The sequence below is a fragment of the Aeromonas sp. 601039 genome (assembly GCF_049174415.1).
Lineage (GTDB): Bacteria > Pseudomonadota > Gammaproteobacteria > Enterobacterales > Aeromonadaceae > Aeromonas > Aeromonas veronii_A.
The window spans coordinates 131864-149349 of record NZ_JAAKTL010000011.1 but is presented as its reverse complement, the minus strand read 5'-3'; the positions used below and the strand labels follow the sequence as shown (position 1 = coordinate 149349).

The following is a 17486-nucleotide window of genomic DNA, read 5'->3' as shown; positions in this document are numbered from 1 at the left end:
ACCACAATAATGGGATACCGCCAGCAAAAGCCGAAGATCGGCCTAACCAAGTGTCCGGATTTAGTTGACCACTACATTAAAAACCTATTTGCTAAGCGGTGGCCACTACCTCGGGATCTGTGGGGGTGCCTTTGTGGCATCTACCGGCTGGTCTGAAGAAGAGGGCTTTGTGCCGGCGCTGGGCCTTGTCCCTGCCACATCCGATGATTATGACGGCGACTTTAGCGCCAGGATCTTCCCGATCACCTGGCTTGGCGAAGCGCGCCAGATGTATTACCAGGCCGGTCCGCAATTTACGCCAGTGCCAAGCCCAGAGCAGGTCAAGGTCGTCGCCCATTTTCAAAACCATCATATTGCCGCGCTGATCAGCTCATATGGCAAAGGCAAGGTGGCGGTTTCCGGGCCACACCCCGAAGCCCCCGAATCATGGAAAGCGAACGCGGTGGGCGGTGACAAGATGGAGTCGAATATTCATCTGGCTGCAGGACTCGTTAACGAGTTGCTCTCCGAAGAGCCCGTCACCGATTCGAAGTAGGCGCGTCCCTACGCCCCTGGATGTGACCCCATTGCTCGGCCCGGAAGTCAGGCCATCCAATCGGCCGCAATCCATAAAAAACCACCGGCCTGCAAAAGGTCGGTGGTTTTTTATCGGTGGTAGATAACGGGTAGCCGATACGAAGGGTTCGCTACCTCAACTTTCGCCCGGGAACGAGCACTACTCTTCCTGCTCCTCCGGTTGTCTCTCCCCACCCCGCAACTGTTGCAGCTCATCGACTCGGGCTTGCCACTTCTCTTGGGCTTTTTTGCGCTCCTGAAGCTGGAACTCTTCGCGCATGGTGTCGATGTTAAGGTCAAGTGTTTCCATCAGAGTGTCTCCTTTGTATGACCGCTTAAAGACTGGCTGACGGCGCATTGGCCAACCTGCTCCCCTATTCAGACACCACTCATCCCCCAAACGCCCAACTAAATAATCGATTGAATATGCAACATTCAATCTAAAAAACTATTCATTCTGCACGGTGACACGCTGTAGCAGCGGCTGCCGCCCCGTTACGCGAAACGCAACGAGGCCCACGTCCCCCGCCAAAAAGGTGATAAAGGCATACGCAGTAACCCGGTTTGGCGTAGTCCCATGCTGGAGCAGATCTCATCGCCGAACCGGATTATCTGGCACTGCGCCGAAATGGCGTTAAGCAGTGCTACTACCATTTTCAAAGGCAGGCAGCGCAGTTGCCCAACCGGCGAAACCAATAAAAAGACCCCCTATTGCCCAGCGGTAAGAGGGGGTCTTTTGTTTGAGCCGCCGGCTAGCCGGCTATTGCCTCACGCTATCAGGCCAGCGAGACAAAGATCCCGGCCAGGGTGGCGCTCATCAGGTTGGCGAGGGTCGCCGCCAACACCGCCTTGAAGCCCATATTGGCCACATCGTGACGGCGCTCCGGCGCCATGGTGCCGATGGAGCCAAGCTGCACCGCAATGGAGCCCAAGTTGGCAAAACCGCACAGCGCGAAGGTGATGATGATCTGGGTGTGGGCGCTCAGGCCCTCCTTGATGTTGGCAAAGTCCAGATAGGCGACGAACTCGTTCATGATCACCTTCTGACCAATAAGCGATCCTGCCGCCATCATCTCGCTGGCGGGCACCCCAATCAGCCAGGCCACCGGGGCAAACAGATAGCCAAGCAGCTGCTGCAGGGAGAGATCGGCCCAGCCGAACCACTCGCCGACGGTGGTGAGACCGGCGTTGATCATGGTGATGACGCTGACAAAGGCGAGCAGGATGGTGCCGATGGCCACCGCGATCTTCATGCCGCCCATGGCGCCGCCCGCCAGTGCGTCGATGGCGTTGCTGTAGTCGCTCTTGTCGAGGGTGATCTCGGTCTGATCGCTCACCTGCTGCTGCTCCGGCACCAGCAGTTTGGCCATCAGGAGGCCACCCGGCGCCGCCATAAAGGAGGCGGCAATCAGGTATTTAAGATCCACACCCAGACCGGCGTAACCGCCCAGCACCGAGCCCGCCACCGAAGCCATGCCACAGGTCATCACCGCAAAGAGTTCAGAGCGGGTCATACCAGCGAGGAAGGGACGGATCAGCAGCGGCGACTCCCCTTGCGAGAGGAAGATATTGCCGGTAGCAACCAGCGACTCGGCGCGGCTGGTGCCTAGCAGGCGGTGAATGGCACCGCCCAGAACCCGGATCACCCACTGCATGATGCCGAAGTGGTAGAGCACGGCGATCAGCGCGCTGATAAAGATCACCAGCGGCAGCACCCGCACGGCGAAGATAAAGCCGTTGCTGGCCAGATCGCCAAACACGAAACGAATGCCGCTGTCGGCGAAGCCGAGCAGGGCGGAGACGCCATTGCTCATGGCACCGAGCATGATTTGTCCGGGGGGGAAATAGAGCACCAGGGCAGCAAAACCGGTTTGCAGGGCGAGCGCACCCAGCACGGTTCGCCAACGGATGGCTCGGCGGTTTTCACTCGCCAGCCAGGCGATAAACATCAGGGCCAGCATACCGACCAGACTCAATAACAGTGTCATCTTGCACCTATGAAGAGAGGAGTTTCATATGGCAAGTCTGCAGACAGGCGTCGCGGGCGATCCGGCGGGAGAGGTGCCGACCCACGCGACACGCAGACCACAAACCTACAGGTTAGTGGCGGGTCCCATCCTGGGGTCATTCACGTTCCGGGTGACAGCATGTATCGGGTGACGCCAGCGCCGTCGCAGGGGGAGATGCGGCCGGGTGGCAGGTCGGGCGGCGATGGTACAGTGATCATCGTCACAGAAAAAGCGGTAAAACGATTGGCCGGAGTAACTTTTTCAACTTGTTCACACAACGAAACAGGGCCAGCGTGAAGCTGGCCCTGTTTCAATCCGTACTTGAGCGTTCAGACGATTACTTGAGGCGCTTGCCGCTCGCATCCACCACCTGCTCGCCATCTTCCTTGGCGAAGGCCCCTTTTTGCTGATCGGGCAGAATATCGAGCACCACTTCCGACGGGCGGCACAGCTTGGTGCCAAGCGGCGTGACCACGATGGGGCGGTTGATGAGGATGGGGTGAGCCAGCATGGCATCGATCAGTTCATCATCGCTGAAACGATCTTCCGCCAGCCCGAGCGCCTCGTAGGGGGGCACGTTCTTGCGCAGCAGATCGCGCACCGGCATGGCCATGGCGGCGATCAGCGCCACCAGCTGGTCACGGGAGGGGGGCGTCTCCAGATAGTGGATCACGGTGGGTTCCACGCCACTGTTGCGGATCAGCTCCAGGGTGTTGCGGGAGGTACCACATTCCGGATTGTGATAGATGGTGATTGCACTCATTTGCGTGTCTCTCATTAATCAAGTGAATAGAAAATGGATAGCATCAGTTCGCGGCCAGCTGTTAACGGCTGTCAGTTAGCGGCTTAGCCCCGCTTCGTACCAGGGTTTGCTGGCGTTAACCACCCGCACCACCAGCAGCATGACCGGCACCTCGATCAGTACCCCGACCACGGTGGCGAGCGCCGCGCCGGAGTGAAAGCCGAACAGGCTGATGGCGGCGGCCACCGCCAGCTCGAAGAAATTGGAGGCGCCGATCAGGGCGGAAGGACAGGCGACCGAGTGCTTCTCCCCCACCTTGCGGTTGAGCCAGTAAGCCAGCCCGGAGTTGAACAGCACCTGGATCAGAATGGGTACCGCCAACAGGGCGATAACCAGCGGCTGCTCAATGATGGCGTTGCCTTGAAAGGCAAACAGCAGCACCAGAGTGAGCAGCAGGGCCGCCACCGACCAGGGCTGGATGCGGGTCATGACGCCGTCAAAATGGGCCTCTCCCTTTTTCAGCAAGGCCTTGCGCAGCAGCTGGGCGATGATCACCGGGATGACGATATAGAGCACCACAGAGGTGAGCAGGGTATCCCACGGCACTATGATGCTGGAGACCCCGAGCAGCAGCGCCACCAGAGGGGCAAAGGCAAACACCATGATGAGGTCGTTCACCGCCACCTGCGACAGGGTGAAGTAGGGATCGCCGTTGGTGAGGCGACTCCAGACAAACACCATGGCGGTGCAGGGAGCCGCCGCCAGCAGGATCAGACCCGCTACGTAACTGTCGAGTTGATCCGCCGGCAGCCAGTCAGCAAACAGCACGCGGATAAAGAGCCAGCCGAGGAAGGCCATGGAGAAGGGCTTGACCAGCCAGTTGATAAAGAGGGTGACCCCAATCCCCTTCATGTGGCCCTTCACCTGATGCAGGGCGCCAAAGTCGATCTTGAGCAGCATGGGGATGATCATCACCCAGATCAGCAGCCCCACCGGCAGGTTGACCTTGGCCACCTCCATGGCACCGATCGCCTTGAAGAGATCCGGCAACCCCTGCCCAAGCCCAATCCCCACCAGAATGCAGAGGGCGACCCAGGCGGTCAGATAACGTTCAAAAAAGCCGATGGCAGGCACGGCCTTGGCATCACATGTTGCAGACATCACAGCTCCCGATGCGGCGCAATTCCGCATCTTCTATTGGTTCAAAACACGGGTTTATAACAAGTAACGGCATATTCAAACCGCCCCGGCAGCAGACCGGGACAGCGACTCAATGGTGCTGGCAGAGGCGGCGCAGGGCATCGGGCCCCACCGGCTCCTCGGCGAGCAACGGCACCACGGCGTAGCGGCTGGCATGTTGCTGCTCGACCGCCTCGATATGGGGCAACTGGCGCTCGGCCCGCAGTTGCAGCAGCGGTGAGCTGACCGCAGCTTGCTGCAAGCTGTGGTTGATGAGCCAGCCCCAGGGCTCGATGCCAGCCCGGCGCAGATCGGCCTGCAGATTGGTCGCCTCCTGCACTGGCGTCGGCTCGGGCAACGTCACAATCAACACCTTGGTCTGTTTGGGATCCTGCAACTGCATCATGGGGGTGGTGAAGTGCAGCCCCTTGTTTCCCATCTGGCGAGCGATCTCCCTGTGGTAGGCGCCGGTGGCGTCAAGCAGCAGCAGGGTGTGGCCGGTGGGGGCAGTATCCATCACCACGAAGCGCTTGCCCGCCTCGCGAATGATGCGCGAGAAGGCCTGAAACACGGCAATCTCCTCGGTACAGGGGGAGCGCAAGTCCTCCTCCAGCAGTGCCCTCCCCTGCTCGTCCAGGGCTGCTCCCTTGGTGGCCAGCACCTGGGCGCGGTAACGCTCGGTCTCGGCGTGGGGGTCGATGCGGCTCACCTCCAGATGATGCAGGCTACCTGCCAGGGTCTCGCTCAGGTGCGCGGCGGGATCCGAGGTGGTGAGGTGCACAGGCAAGCCGCGGCTCGCCAGCTCCACCGCCACGGCGGCCGCAAGCGTAGTCTTGCCCACCCCGCCCTTTCCCATCAGCATGATGAGGCCGTGACCGTCGGCGGCCAGCTCGTCCACCAACGAACTCAACTCGGGCTGGGCTGGCAGATGGGCTGACGTTGCCAGTGATACCTGCTCACCAGCATCTTGTGGTTGCAGCAGCTGGCGCAAACTGTCGACCCCCACCAGATTGGTGGCCAGCAGCGGGATATGATCCTGCGCCAGCGCCTTTATCCCCTGCGGCATCTGGGCGAGAGCCTGTTGCTCGCGCTGCCAGAGCGCCATTGCCAGCGGATCTCCGGCAAGGGCGCCTTCGGGGAAGAGGCCATTGATCACCAGTTGCTGATTCAGCAAGCCTATGGCGGCCAGCTCCTCGTGGGTGCGGGCCACTTCCCGCAGAGTGGATTGTTGGGCGCGCGCCACCAGCACCAGCCGGGTACGGGCAGCATCCGCCAGGGCGGCGACCGCCTCGCCATACTGGCTGCGCTGCTTCTCCAGCCCCGCCAGCGGGCCAAGGCAGGAGGCATCCCCCTTGCCCTGCTCCAGAAACTCGCTCCAGGCGCCCGGCAGTTGCAGCAGCCGGATGGTGTGGCCGGTTGGGGCCGTATCAAAGACGATGTGGTCATACTCGGCCAGCAGTGTTTGGTCGGTCAGCAGGGCGGTGAATTCGTCAAAGGCGGCGATCTCGGTGGTGCAGGCGCCGGAAAGCTGCTCCTCGATGCTGCGTACCACGCTCTCGGGCAACTTGCCGCGCACCGGCCCGACGATCCGCTCCCGATAGGCTTTGGCCGCTGCGGGGGGATCTATCTCCAGCGCCGACAAACCGGGCACAGCGGCGATGGTGGTGACGCGATTGCCGATCTCGGTGGCAAACACCTGCCCCACGTTGGAGGCAGGATCTGTGCTCACCAACAGCACCCGCTTGCCAATATCACACAGCGCCACCGCACTGGCGCAGGCCAGCGAGGTCTTGCCCACCCCGCCCTTGCCGGTGAAGAAGAGAAACGGCGGTGGATTGGTCAGAAAATGGTACATAGCCTCTCCCGAATGGCGCGTCACGACTCAGCAGCAACCGCTGCCAGAGCAACAGCCGCCTTTGACGATCCCCTTGATGGCCGCTTGCGGCGCAGGCAGCCCGGCATAACGGGCCAGCTCGCTGCGGCTCGGATAACGGCCGGTCAACACCACCTGTCCCTCCACCAGCACCAGCGGCAACCCCTCCTCCCCGGCGTGGGTCAGAAAAGCGCTGACGGCAGGTGTCTCGGCAAACTGCATCGGCTGCTGGGCCAGATTGAAACGCTCGATGGCAACTCCCTGCTCCTTGGCCCAGGCAAGGTCGGCTGCGAAGGTGACCAGTGCCTGATCAACCTCGGTACCGCAGACACCGCTGGAGCAGCAGAGGGCGGGATCAAAAATCTGAATGGAGGACATGGCATTACTCCTTGTTGCAGCAGGGCTGCGCAGGCAGAACATGGGGGGAGCAGGCTGACTCGGCACGCATCACGCCGCACGCCTCGGGATGACCGGCGCAGCACTCCTCGGTGAGGTAGGCAATAACATCCAGCATCAGGGGAATATTGGCGCGGTAGCGCAGAAAGCGCCCCTCCTGCTCCACCGACAGCAGACCGGTGTTGAGCATCGCCTTGAGGTGAAACGAGAGGGTATTGGGGGCAATATCGAGCTCGCTGGCCAGTTCACCGGCGACCCGCCCCTCCAGCCCGGCCTTCACCAGCAGCCGCCATACATCGAGCCGGATTCCGGATGCCAGCGATTCAAAGACCTTGGTGGCCATCTCTTTGTTCATCTTCACTCCCCTTGGTGCGATCTTTCATTTCAACTATACAAGAATTATTGAAATGTTCAAGATACGTACCGAAGCGAAAATACGAGGTTCTGGTCTCAAACCGGGAAGACAGGAGAATCGACGAGTGAACAACCGTTGCGGACGAGCACACAGGGCTCATCTCAGATAAACAGACGCCCTCCAGACGGAGGGCGTATCAGACAGTCAGAGCTGTCGGGGCAATCAGACAAACGCGTGCCTTATTTGGCAGCTGGCACAGCGTTAAAGGTGAGCAGGGCTGCCTTGTTGGCATCGCTCAGAGTCAGCAGGTTGCCGTTGATGGAGTAGGTTGCCACCTTCTCCAGCTTTTGCAGGAACTCGGTCTCTTTGTTCATGGCGTCGCCGATGCACATCATGCGAGTGGAGCCCATGGCGCCCAGCGTCAAGACACCGTCACCCTGCTTGGTGATACCGCCAAAATAGCGGTTGCAGCCGCCCTTGCCCGCCACCTTGCCGTCGACCACTTGCAGGGTGAAGGTATCGCCGGTGGCGCCTTGCAGCTGCCAGCTGGATGCTTGCAGTTGAGCCATGCTGGAACCTGTTGCCATTGCGCAGCCTCCCAGTGCCAGCGCGGCCAGCAGAGTCAGTTTCTTGTTCATGGATTCACCTCTTAATGATTAGAGCCATCAATACGGCAGCCTGTTTAACATGGCTGACGCACATGCCAAAGGATTTTATTGTGATCTCCCTTCACTTTACTACCAGCTGGCATGTGCCATGCTTAGGCTCAGTTCCGGACCCAGGGAGGGGAAACGAATGGTCAAATCGCTCATCATCACACTGCTTGCAACCTGCGCCAGCATGGCTGTTCAGGCCGCCGACTGGGCAGTGGTTCAGCCGCAATCCAACCCGTCTCTCTATGTCAAAAGTTACTCGGGTGTGTTGCTCAATGGCCATAGCCATCACAGCGACAGTTTTGATCTCTGGCTGGTCAATAGCGGCTATCAATATCCGGTGGTGGATGATGTTACCCTCTTTATGGAAGCGGGCCCGGCGGTGGCGGATCAGAATCGCACATCCGGTTTCAATATGAGTTCGGGGGTACGCTACCAGCTCTCTCCGGCATTCAATATCGGCAGCCAGATCAAGCATCTCGATCTCAACAAGGCCAGCACCCTGCTGGAGCTCAACTCCAGCCTGCTGCTGACCCCCAGACTCTCCCTCACCGCCAACTACGGCGTCAGCGCCATCACTGCCGATCAGGCGCTGAGTCTGGGGGTCGGCTTCAACTTCTGATGATCACAACAGCGGCGTGGCGCTCACCACCACGCCGTTGCGATCCGCATAGACGTAATCCCCCTCGTGGATGGTCACACCAGCAAAGCTGACCACAGCCCCCAGCTCTCCCAATCCCCGCTTCTCGGTCTTGACCGGACAGGCCGCCAGCGCCTTGACCCCGAGCGCCAATGTCGCCAGGGTGCCCACATCCCGCGCCGCGCCGTGGATCAGGATCCCCTCCCACCCCTGTTCCACCGCCTTGACCGCCAGTTGATCGCCCAGCAGCGCACGGCGCAGCGAGCCGCCGCCGTCGATCACCATCACCTTGCCGTGACCGGGGCGGGTTACCAGATCCCGCACCAGACTGTTGTCTTCATAACAGGAGAGCGTTACGGCGCGACCATAAAAGAGGGCCTTGCCGCCAAAATCCTGGAACACCGGGTCGGCCACTTGCAGCAAGTCGCCGTGTTGATCGCAGAGGTCGGGCAGGAGATCCAGCATGATTTGATTCCTTTCAGATGCATGAAAGTGTTCATTCTTTCATCAGGCAAGGTTTCTGGCAATCCAGAAGGATTCAATATTGCCCAGACAAACTGCTGATTTATCCGTCAATACCGGCACCAGCCAGAGCTGGCCATCCTCCACCCAGTAGAGAGCATTCTGGCCAAAACGGGCAGCCAGCTGACGGGCTTGTGGCAGAGATAGCGCCACCGCCAGCGATGACTCCTGCCAGCGTTCGTCCGGGTCAGATCCCCAAAATGGCCCCACCACGGGCACCTGCAAATCCACGGTCAGATGGCGCCACATCGCCCGTTCCCGCCGCATATTGCGTCGTTCTGTGACCCACTGGCTGGCCGGATTCCAGGCTGTGATGATGGCAAAAGCAGACCACTCTGGTGGCTCAAATGGCGCGATAAAGCAGATTTTCTTGTAGTTTTCCCACAAATTCATGTCAATCACATGTTACATTCCATTACATTTTGTAGGGGCGAAAACCCGGTTCAGGCCAAGTATGATGCAGCTGTCCCAGGGTTTGACCTATATCAAATCAGAGTTAAAAAGTTGCTATCTGACGGCAAAGAGTGTTGTTATGCTCCTGTTAACTGATAAAATGCGGCCACTTTCGTAATGGACGACCTTTCCAGGCTCTGCTCGACCAGACTTGTCGGGAACCTATAAGTGGCACAGGGATACTTGCCGGTACTGATGCCTAATTCGCGATATTCCGACCTGACTCTCATACCCAGGATGACGTAATAAATTTTCAGGATCAGTCAGGAAATCGGTTTGAAACGCCAAAGAGTGTTAAATTTAAGATAATTAACTGATAAGAATCTGGGAATACTCATGCAAACACCACACATTCTGATCGTCGAAGACGAGCTGGTCACACGCAATACCCTGAAAAGCATTTTTGAAGCCGAAGGCTACATCGTGCTCGAAGCCAACAACGGCGACGAAATGCACCAGGCCCTCACTTCCCACACCATCAATCTGGTGATCATGGACATCAACCTGCCGGGCAAGAACGGCCTGCTGCTGGCCCGTGAGCTGCGTGAGAACGACAACATCGCCCTGATGTTCCTGACCGGTCGTGACAACGAGGTTGACAAGATCCTGGGTCTGGAGATCGGCGCCGATGATTACATCACCAAGCCGTTCAACCCGCGCGAACTGACCATCCGTGCCCGCAACCTGCTGAGCCGCACCATGAACGTGGCTGCCGGTGGCGAAGAGAAGAAACTGGTTGAGCGCTACCTGTTCAACGGCTGGGCGCTGGATATCAACAGCCGCGCACTGGTCAGCCCCACTGGTGACATGTTCAAGCTGCCGCGCTCCGAATTCCGCGCCATGCTGCACTTCTGCGAAAACCCGGGCCAGATCCAGACCCGTGCCGAGCTGCTGAAGAAGATGACCGGCCGCGAGCTCAAGCCCCACGACCGTACCGTCGATGTGACCATCCGTCGCATTCGCAAGCACTTCGAAAGCGTTAACGATACTCCGGAGATCATCGCCACCATCCACGGCGAAGGCTACCGTTTCTGTGGTGAGCTGGAGCAGGAATAAGCTCCCGCTACGCTGTTGATCTGAAAAGGCGCCTCGGGCGCCTTTTCTGTCTCTGCGATTTGCCTTAAAAGCTGAGAAACGGTGAGCGTGACGTCGAACGGCGCACAAGACAGATGAAAAACAAAAAGCCCACTCGCAGGAGTGGGCTTTTTGTTTTGAAGCTGGAGCGGGCAGCGGGAATCGAACCCGCATCATCAGCTTGGAAGGCTGAGGTAATAGCCATTATACGATGCCCGCCTGGCATCTGAAATTTGGAGCGGGTGATGGGAATCGAACCCACGTATGCAGCTTGGGAAGCTACCGTTCTACCATTGAACTACACCCGCGTCAGGGCTCCTACTATATGCATTTTGCCGCCGAGCGCAATGGCGCCTTTGCCACTTTTTTCAATAAATCAATCTGTTCGGACAAGGATTGAACAGACGGTTGCTTTTTCAATCAAACATTTTCAACACAGATAATTTACAAGGTTGCCAAGGCCAAACGGCAAGGATAGTCTTGCGCCACTCGACGCGAGGATGGTGGTAATGGATAAAAAAACGCAAAAACGTCTCTATGGCTGGTTGCGCAAGCAATCGAGTCACGGTCGCCGCTGGATCACGATATCCATCGCTTTTGGCCTTGGCCAAGGCATTCTGATGGTGGCGCAAGCCTGGCTGCTGGCGACCCTGTTGCACGGCTTTATCATCGAAGGCTCAACACCTGAGCAATCCATCACGCTCTTTATTACCCTGCTGCTGGTGACGCTTGGCAAGGCAGCTCTGGCCTATGGCCGCGAAGTGGCCAGTTTCAAGGCGGGCAGCGCGGTGCGCCAAACCATCCGCCAGCTGGTACTCACTCGTTTGAGTCGCCTCGGCCCTGCCTATATCCAGCGCCGTCCGGCCGGTAGCTGGGCCAGCCTGTTGCTGGAACAGATTGAAAACATGCAGGATTTCTTCTCCCGCTATCTGCCGCAGATGGCCATCGCCGTCTTTATTCCGGTGGTCATTCTGGTGGCTGTATTCCCGGTCAACTGGGCGGCAGGTCTGATCCTGCTGGGCACTGCGCCCCTCATCCCCATCTTTATGATCCTGGTGGGTGTGGGCGCCGCCGATGCCAACCGCCGCAATTTTCAGGCGCTGGCCCGTCTCTCCGGCCATTTCCTCGATCGCCTGAAGGGGCTGCGTACCCTGCAACTCTTTATGCGTACCCAGGCAGAAGGTGACGCCATTCGCGACGCCTCGGAAGATTTTCGCGAGCGCACCATGGAAGTGCTGCGCCTGGCGTTTTTGAGCACCGCCGTGCTGGAGTTCTTCGCCGCTATTTCAGTGGCGCTGGTCGCCGTCTACTTCGGCTTCTCTTATATCGACCATCTGAACTTTGGTAGCTATGGGGTCAAGGTCACCCTCTTTACCGGCCTGTTCGTGCTGTTTCTCGCCCCCGAGTTCTACGCCCCGCTGCGGGAACTGGGTGCCCACTACCACGCCAAAGCGCAGGCTATCGGCGCTGCCGAGCAGCTGCTGGAATTCCTCGAAGCCGAGGTGAGCGAACCGGCTGCAGGCACGGCGCCGTTCCATGCCGACAGCCCGGTCAAGGTCGAAGCCAAAGGGCTTGAAGTGCTGAGCGCCGAAGGCAAGGTGCTGGTCGGCCCCATCGACTTCACCCTGGAAGCCGGTTCGCGCACCGCCCTCATCGGCGTCAGCGGCGCAGGCAAGAGCTCGCTGGTCAATGCCCTGCTCGGCTTTGCCCCCTATCGCGGTGAGCTCAAGGTCAACGGGCAGGAGCTTGCCACCCTCGACATGAGCCAGTGGCGCCTGCAGTTAGGCTGGCTCTCGCAAAACCCACAGCTGTTCCACGCCTCCTTGCGCGACAACCTGCTGCTGGCCAAACCAACGGCCAGCGATGCCGAGCTGGAAGATGCCCTGAAACGAGCACAGGCGTGGGAATTTGCCATGGAGAAGGGGCTCGACTATCCAGTCGGCGATCAGGCGGGCGGCCTCTCGGTCGGTCAGGCCCAGCGCCTCGCACTGGCGCGAACCCTGCTCAAATCAACCCAGCTGATGGTGCTCGACGAACCGACCGCCAGTCTGGATCGCCACTCCGAACGCGCCATCATGACCACCCTCGAGCAAGTGATGGCTGGCCAGACCCTGCTGATGATCACCCACCGCCTCGACCAGCTTACCAAAATGGACAAGATAATGGTGCTGGCCCGCGGCCAGCTGGTGGAGCAAGGCAGCTTCCAGCAACTTAGTTCTGGGCAGGGGCATTTTGCCCGCCTGCTCTCCCAACGTTCCGGAGGTTCTCTCGATGAGTGATCTGTTGCCATTTCTGCGCCTCTATCGCCAACACTGGCTCAGCCTCACCATTGGTTTGCTGCTGGCGCTGGTGACCCTGGCCGCCGGCATGGGACTACTCTCCCTCTCCGGCTGGTTCCTCTCCGCCGCCGCCGTGGCGGGGATGACAGTTGCGACGACCCATGCCTTTAACTACATGACCCCCGCCGGCGGGGTGCGCTTCTTCTCCATCGTCCGTACCGCCGGTCGCTGGGGTGAGCGGGTCGTGAGCCACGACGCCACCTTCAGGGTACTGACCCGACTGCGGGTCTGGTTCTGGCAGAAACTCTCGCCGCTCTCCACCGGTACCCTGGCCGGTTTCCGTCAGGCGGATCTGCTCAACCGACTGGTAGCCGACATCGATGCGATGGACCACGTCTATCTGCGGCTGATCACCCCCATAGGCGCGGCCCTGCTCAGCACCGCCGGACTGGTCTTCTTCCTGTCGTTTTTCGACAGCCGTCTCGCCCTCACCCTGGGTGCCATTCTGCTGTTTGGCATGATCGCCCTGCCGCTGGTGTTCTACTTCCTCGGCCGTCGCCCCGGTCAGGCGCTGATTGCCGAAAAATCGACCCTGCGTACCCGGATGGTGGACTATCTGGATGGTCAGGCCGAGCTGCAGATGTTTGCCGCCGCCCCCAAGGCGCTGGTTGAGCTGCAACAAGCCGAACAGGCGCTGCTCGTCGCGCAGGCCCGGATGGCCAAGGTGAGCGGGCTGGCCAACTTCTCGGTACAACTGCTGAGCGGCTGGACCCTGACCCTGATGCTCTGGCTGGCCGGTCATGGAGTGGCGGGTGCGGCGCCCGACCCCATCACAGCACTGATGGTCTTTGCCACCCTGGCAAGCTTCGAGGCACTGATGCCGCTGGCGGGGGCTTTCCAGCACCTCTCCACCAGCCTTACCTCGGCACGCCGCCTGAACGAGATCCTGCAAGAAGCAAAAGCCCCTGTGTGGGGCGACGAGCAGACCCACGCTACCGCTGGCGCGCTGCAGATCAATGACCTCTATTTTGGCTACCCCGGCAACCCCCAGCCGGTGCTGCGTGGCTGCACCCTGCAGCTGCACGCCGGTGAGAAGCTGGCGCTGCTGGGCCAGACCGGCTGCGGCAAATCGACCCTGATGGGGCTGCTGACCCGGGAGTGGAGCCCGCAGGCAGGCAAAATCCTGCTCGATGGCAAGCCGCTCACCGACTACAGCGAAGGGGCGCTGCGCGCCTCCATCTCGGTAGTAAGCCAGCGGGTGCATCTGTTTGCCGATACCCTGCGGGGCAACCTCAAACTGGCCGCCCCGACCGCCACTGACGAGCAGCTGATTGCGGTGCTGACCCAGGTCGGACTGGCCAATCTGTTGGAAGATGAGGCGGGCCTCGACGCCTGGCTCGGTGACGGCGGCCGCCCCCTCTCCGGTGGCGAGCGTCGCCGTATCGGCATTGCCCGCGCTCTGCTGCACGATGCGCCGCTCTGGCTACTCGATGAGCCGACCGAAGGGCTCGACAGCCAGACCGAGCGGGAGATCATGGATCTGCTGTTCCGGCTCGGGGCTGATCGCACCTTGCTGCTCATCTCCCACCGCCTGCTGGGGATGGAGCAGATGGACCGGATTGCCCTGATGGAAGAGGGACAGATCCGCCTCTGCGCCCCTCATGGCGAGCTGCTGGCGGATGATTACTACCGCAGCCTCTATCAGCGGCTGGCTCCTGTTTGATATCAGCCTGATATCAGGCTGATGGGGGTCACACCCTGACAACAGGGCGCAAAACGGGGCTGGTCGCCGCAGGCGGCTGGCCCCTATAATGTCCCCCTCATTATTCAACAAGATGCCGACATGGAGCGCCTGCGCATTTCTACTGTCCTCATCACCGACACAAGATACGAGACGATGAAACGCCTGATCCTGATGATGCCCCTGATTGCCTCCGGCTGTGCCAACTACGCCTTCAACAGCAATCTGGATAAAGAGAACTTCGACGAATACTTCAAACCCGGTAGCGTGCGCATCTATGAACAGGATGAGCTGGCTGACCTCAACTACCTCTACCTCGGCACCATCGAGGGGGAATCCTGCCAGTCCGATGCCAACCAGCCGGTGCCCAACGCCGGTGAAGCGCGCACCCTGGCCCGCCGCCGCGCGGCCGACATGGGCGGCAACGGCGTCACCATCGATAAATGCGCCGAGTTCAGCGACACCCCGGGCTGCCTGAAACAGGTGATCTGCTACGGGCAGGCGCTGAAAGTGGCCGAAGAGAAGTAACCCGCTGTCATGGCCCTCGCTATCGTTCGTCTTGGCAGCCCGCGCCTGCCCGATGAGGGGCTGCGGATCGGCACGGTGCGCCGCCCACCCCGCGGCGTACCCAAGAGCGAATTTGCCAGCCAGCATTGGTACGATGTCTGGTTCCCCAATCTGGCCCCCAGCAGCGAGACCATGAAGCTGGGGCAGGCAGCCGAGACACCCGCCCAATGGGCGGCGTTTGGCAAACAGTACAAGGCCGAGATGGCGCAACCTGCCGCCAGGCACGATCTGGCGCTGCTGGCCGCCCTCTCCCACACCACCAATCTGTCGGTGGGTTGCTACTGCGAGCAGGAGTCCCACTGCCATCGCGCCATTTTGAAAGAGCTGCTGGTAGCCGCGGGGGCCGCCATTCGCTAACTCGGTGAGCGACAGCGATGGGATGGAGGATCGCGTCAGCCTTTATTCGGCAACAATCAGGCATGGATAGAGAGAGGGCATCCCGCGGGATGCCCTCTCTCGTTGTATTCACACCTGCCGCGCCACGCTCGGCAGCAGCGGCTCGATGCACTCTCTCTTATTACAAACTGGGCTCCAGCAGCTGCTGCCGCAGCAAAGCCTCCTCGGCCTGAGTCATGGCATGTTCCGCTACCCCGGCGGCAGGCTCGATGGCCAGCCAATTGGCAAGGTCGGCGGCGGTCTCCTCCAGCGGCCGGAAATTCAACCCGTGGACGATGGCCGCCTCGGCGCTTATAGAGCCGTAACCGGCAAACTCCGCCTGCGCGCAGGGCAAGAGGGTGGGATAGCTCTGCCAGGGCTCGATTCCGGCTGCCATCAGGACCGACCAGGGCAACCATTCGGGCTGGATGGGGCGGGCGGGCTGCAACCGGGCGCTCAGCCGCTCCAGCCAGTCACTCAGGGTAATACCGGATTTGAGCAAGTTGAATGTGCCCCCCAACTGCTGCTCGGCCGCGCGCAACACAAACTCGGCGCAATCGCGCACATCGAGATACTGCAAGCGATCCTCGCCACTGCCCGGCAGCAACCAGGGCCCGCCCTGCTGCACCCGCTTAATCCACCAGGCCATGCGCCCGGTAGGATCATGGGGGCCGCACAACACGCCTGGGCGCAGGATGCAAAGCCGCTCACCCCAGCGGGCGCGATACTCCTGCTCGCACAACACCTTGAGGGGGCCATAGTCAGTGGGCATTTCCCCTTCGGGGATAGCATGCAGCGGCGCCGACTCATTCATCCCGGGCATTGAGAAATCGCGATAGACGCTGATGGTGGAGATAAAGATCAACCGCGCGCAGCGCCCGAGCAAAGCTGCCGAGAGGCTCGCCGCCTGTTCGGGGCGATAGCAGCAGGTGTCGATGACGAGATCCCACTGCAACCCTGCCCCTTGCAGGGCGCTCAGGCTCTTGTCCCTGTCGCCGGTGAGCTGCACCAGATCGCGCCAGTCCGGATGCTGGTGCAGACCGCGGTTGAACAGAGTCACTTCATGGCCCCAATCCAGTGCCAGCGCGGTGAGGTGGCGCCCCAAAAAGCCGGTGCCACCGATAATCAGCAGTTTCATCCCTCTCCCTCCCCCTTCGGCGCATGTGCGCACATTTCATCCTGACACGCCAGTTGCCTCCACCCTACGCAACTTGGCGCGCGGGCACAGCCCCCGACTGGCCGGGATGGGACAGGGATCACGGCAGCGTCGCAGAAAAGGGCGTAGCGAGGCCAAGCCTGCGTTTTGGGGCCGCCTGTGCTAAATTGCCGGGGTTTTCAGTCAGGATCCGCCATGAAGTTCGAAATCGACACCCTCGGGATCATCCGCTCTCCCTACAAGGAGAAGTTCGCCATCCCCCGCCAGCCCGGACTGGTCAAATCGGCCCGCGCCCGCCTCGAGCTGCTCCCCCCTTACGATCAGCCGGATGTGCTACGCGGCATCGAGCAGTTCTCCCATCTGTGGCTCAGCTTCGTCTTTCATCAGACCATGGCGCAGGGCTGGCACCCGACGGTGCGCCCGCCGCGCCTTGGCGGCAACGAACGGGTCGGCGTCTTTGCCACTCGCTCCACCTTCCGCCCCAATCCGCTAGGGCTCTCGGTGGTCGAGCTGCACGGGGTCGGTCGCGAGCGGGGCAAGCTGTGGCTGGAGTTGGGGGCGGTGGATCTGCTCGATGGCACCCCCATCGTTGATATCAAACCCTACATCCCCTATGCCGACAGCCTGCCGGGTGCCCGTGGCGGCTTTGCCCCCGACGCCCCCACCCCGCCACTGGCGGTGAGCTTCAGTGCCGAGGCCGAGCAGCAACTGCAACCCTGGCTCAAGGCCCATCCCGAGCTGCGCCAGCTGGTGAGCGAAGTGCTGGCGCAAGATCCGCGCCCCGCCTACAAGAAGGGCAAACCCGATGAGAAGGAGTACGGGGTGCGGCTGTTTGACTGCAACGTCCGTTTTCGCATCAACGAACCGGATTGCGTGGTGCTGGCCATCGAGCCTGCCTGAACCTTGGCAGGCCGACA

Annotated in this window: 18 protein-coding genes, 2 tRNA genes and 1 pseudogene; 8 read left to right on the top strand and 13 right to left on the bottom strand. The window is 60.6% G+C overall.

The features are described from left to right. Positions 1–70: 70 nt before the first annotated feature. A pseudogene (locus G5195_RS11480) lies at positions 71–535 on the top strand (BPL-N domain-containing protein); the annotation flags it as partial. A gap of 180 nt (positions 536–715) precedes the next feature. Here the strand turns inward: G5195_RS11480 and G5195_RS11475 are convergent. From G5195_RS11475 to G5195_RS11440, 8 genes are all read right to left on the bottom strand, one after another. Then, positions 716–865: a hypothetical protein gene (locus tag G5195_RS11475; protein WP_005347375.1), complete on the bottom strand. Its 150-nt coding sequence runs from the start codon at positions 863–865 to the stop codon at positions 716–718. Positions 866–1331: 466 nt separating this feature from the next. Beyond that, entirely contained in the window at positions 1332–2543 is a 1212-nt protein-coding gene (locus tag G5195_RS11470; protein ID WP_266134210.1) for a NupC/NupG family nucleoside CNT transporter, read from the bottom strand. A 358-nt stretch (positions 2544–2901) separates the two neighbouring features. Beyond that, positions 2902–3327, bottom strand: a complete 426-nt coding sequence (gene arsC, locus G5195_RS11465) for a glutaredoxin-dependent arsenate reductase (RefSeq protein ID WP_005338171.1) — start codon at positions 3325–3327, stop codon at positions 2902–2904. 75 nt (positions 3328–3402) lie between these two features. Then, positions 3403–4467, bottom strand: a complete 1065-nt coding sequence (arsB, locus tag G5195_RS11460) for an ACR3 family arsenite efflux transporter (RefSeq protein ID WP_005338173.1) — start codon at positions 4465–4467, stop codon at positions 3403–3405. A 109-nt stretch (positions 4468–4576) separates the two neighbouring features. Then, on the bottom strand, positions 4577–6340 hold the full coding sequence (gene arsA / locus G5195_RS11455) for an arsenical pump-driving ATPase (protein ID WP_421221367.1): 1764 nt from the start codon (positions 6338–6340) through the stop codon (positions 4577–4579). A gap of 27 nt (positions 6341–6367) precedes the next feature. Then, a complete protein-coding gene (gene arsD, locus G5195_RS11450) occupies positions 6368–6736 on the bottom strand; it encodes an arsenite efflux transporter metallochaperone ArsD (RefSeq protein WP_005347398.1) in 369 nt (122 codons plus the stop codon). A gap of 4 nt (positions 6737–6740) precedes the next feature. Next, on the bottom strand, positions 6741–7109 hold the full coding sequence (locus G5195_RS11445; RefSeq protein WP_005338181.1) for an ArsR/SmtB family transcription factor: 369 nt from the start codon (positions 7107–7109) through the stop codon (positions 6741–6743). Positions 7110–7348: 239 nt separating this feature from the next. Further along, positions 7349–7747, bottom strand: coding sequence for an META domain-containing protein (locus G5195_RS11440; protein ID WP_421221366.1), 399 nt, complete (start codon positions 7745–7747; stop codon positions 7349–7351). Between the two features lie 157 nt (positions 7748–7904). Between G5195_RS11440 and G5195_RS11435 the strand changes: the two genes are divergently transcribed. Next, positions 7905–8384: a hypothetical protein gene (locus tag G5195_RS11435; RefSeq protein ID WP_005350173.1), complete on the top strand. Its 480-nt coding sequence runs from the start codon at positions 7905–7907 to the stop codon at positions 8382–8384. Positions 8385–8387: 3 nt separating this feature from the next. Here G5195_RS11435 and G5195_RS11430 read toward each other — a convergent pair whose 3' ends face one another. Together G5195_RS11430 and G5195_RS11425 are read right to left on the bottom strand one after the other, a co-directional pair. Continuing rightward, on the bottom strand, positions 8388–8867 hold the full coding sequence (locus G5195_RS11430; RefSeq protein ID WP_118854119.1) for a putative 4-hydroxy-4-methyl-2-oxoglutarate aldolase: 480 nt from the start codon (positions 8865–8867) through the stop codon (positions 8388–8390). Positions 8868–8909: 42 nt separating this feature from the next. After that, entirely contained in the window at positions 8910–9317 is a 408-nt protein-coding gene (locus tag G5195_RS11425) for a DUF3293 domain-containing protein (protein ID WP_216953188.1), read from the bottom strand. 396 nt (positions 9318–9713) lie between these two features. On the opposite strand from G5195_RS11425, the gene arcA reads away from it, so the two are divergent. Beyond that, positions 9714–10433, top strand: a complete 720-nt coding sequence (arcA, locus tag G5195_RS11420) for a two-component system response regulator ArcA (RefSeq protein ID WP_005338193.1) — start codon at positions 9714–9716, stop codon at positions 10431–10433. A 162-nt stretch (positions 10434–10595) separates the two neighbouring features. On the opposite strand, the gene G5195_RS11415 is transcribed toward arcA, so the two are convergent. Next, positions 10596–10670: transfer RNA gene (locus G5195_RS11415), tRNA-Gly, on the bottom strand. A gap of 15 nt (positions 10671–10685) precedes the next feature. Then, positions 10686–10759 (bottom strand) — tRNA-Gly (locus tag G5195_RS11410). Positions 10760–10960: 201 nt separating this feature from the next. On the opposite strand from G5195_RS11410, the gene cydD reads away from it, so the two are divergent. The 4 genes from cydD to G5195_RS11390 all read left to right on the top strand — a co-directional run bounded on the left by cydD (position 10961) and on the right by G5195_RS11390 (position 15395). Next, entirely contained in the window at positions 10961–12730 is a 1770-nt protein-coding gene (gene cydD, locus G5195_RS11405; RefSeq protein ID WP_236395556.1) for a heme ABC transporter permease/ATP-binding protein CydD, read from the top strand. Further along, entirely contained in the window at positions 12723–14453 is a 1731-nt protein-coding gene (gene cydC / locus G5195_RS11400) for a heme ABC transporter ATP-binding protein/permease CydC (protein ID WP_421221365.1), read from the top strand. Before cydD ends, cydC begins: the two co-directional genes overlap by 8 nt. 174 nt (positions 14454–14627) lie before the next feature. Then, complete coding sequence (gene rcsF / locus G5195_RS11395) at positions 14628–14999, top strand: Rcs stress response system protein RcsF (RefSeq protein WP_158109736.1); 372 nt, start codon at positions 14628–14630, stop codon at positions 14997–14999. 9 nt (positions 15000–15008) lie between these two features. Further along, positions 15009–15395 (top strand): DUF488 domain-containing protein, encoded by a 387-nt coding sequence (locus G5195_RS11390; protein WP_111901530.1) that lies wholly within the window; start codon positions 15009–15011, stop codon positions 15393–15395. 160 nt (positions 15396–15555) lie between these two features. On the opposite strand, the gene G5195_RS11385 is transcribed toward G5195_RS11390, so the two are convergent. Beyond that, entirely contained in the window at positions 15556–16551 is a 996-nt protein-coding gene (locus tag G5195_RS11385) for an NAD-dependent epimerase/dehydratase family protein (protein WP_421221364.1), read from the bottom strand. A 213-nt stretch (positions 16552–16764) separates the two neighbouring features. Between G5195_RS11385 and tsaA the strand changes: the two genes are divergently transcribed. Next, positions 16765–17469, top strand: coding sequence for a tRNA (N6-threonylcarbamoyladenosine(37)-N6)-methyltransferase TrmO (gene tsaA, locus G5195_RS11380; protein WP_421221363.1), 705 nt, complete (start codon positions 16765–16767; stop codon positions 17467–17469). The last annotated feature ends 17 nt before the right edge of the window (positions 17470–17486 follow it).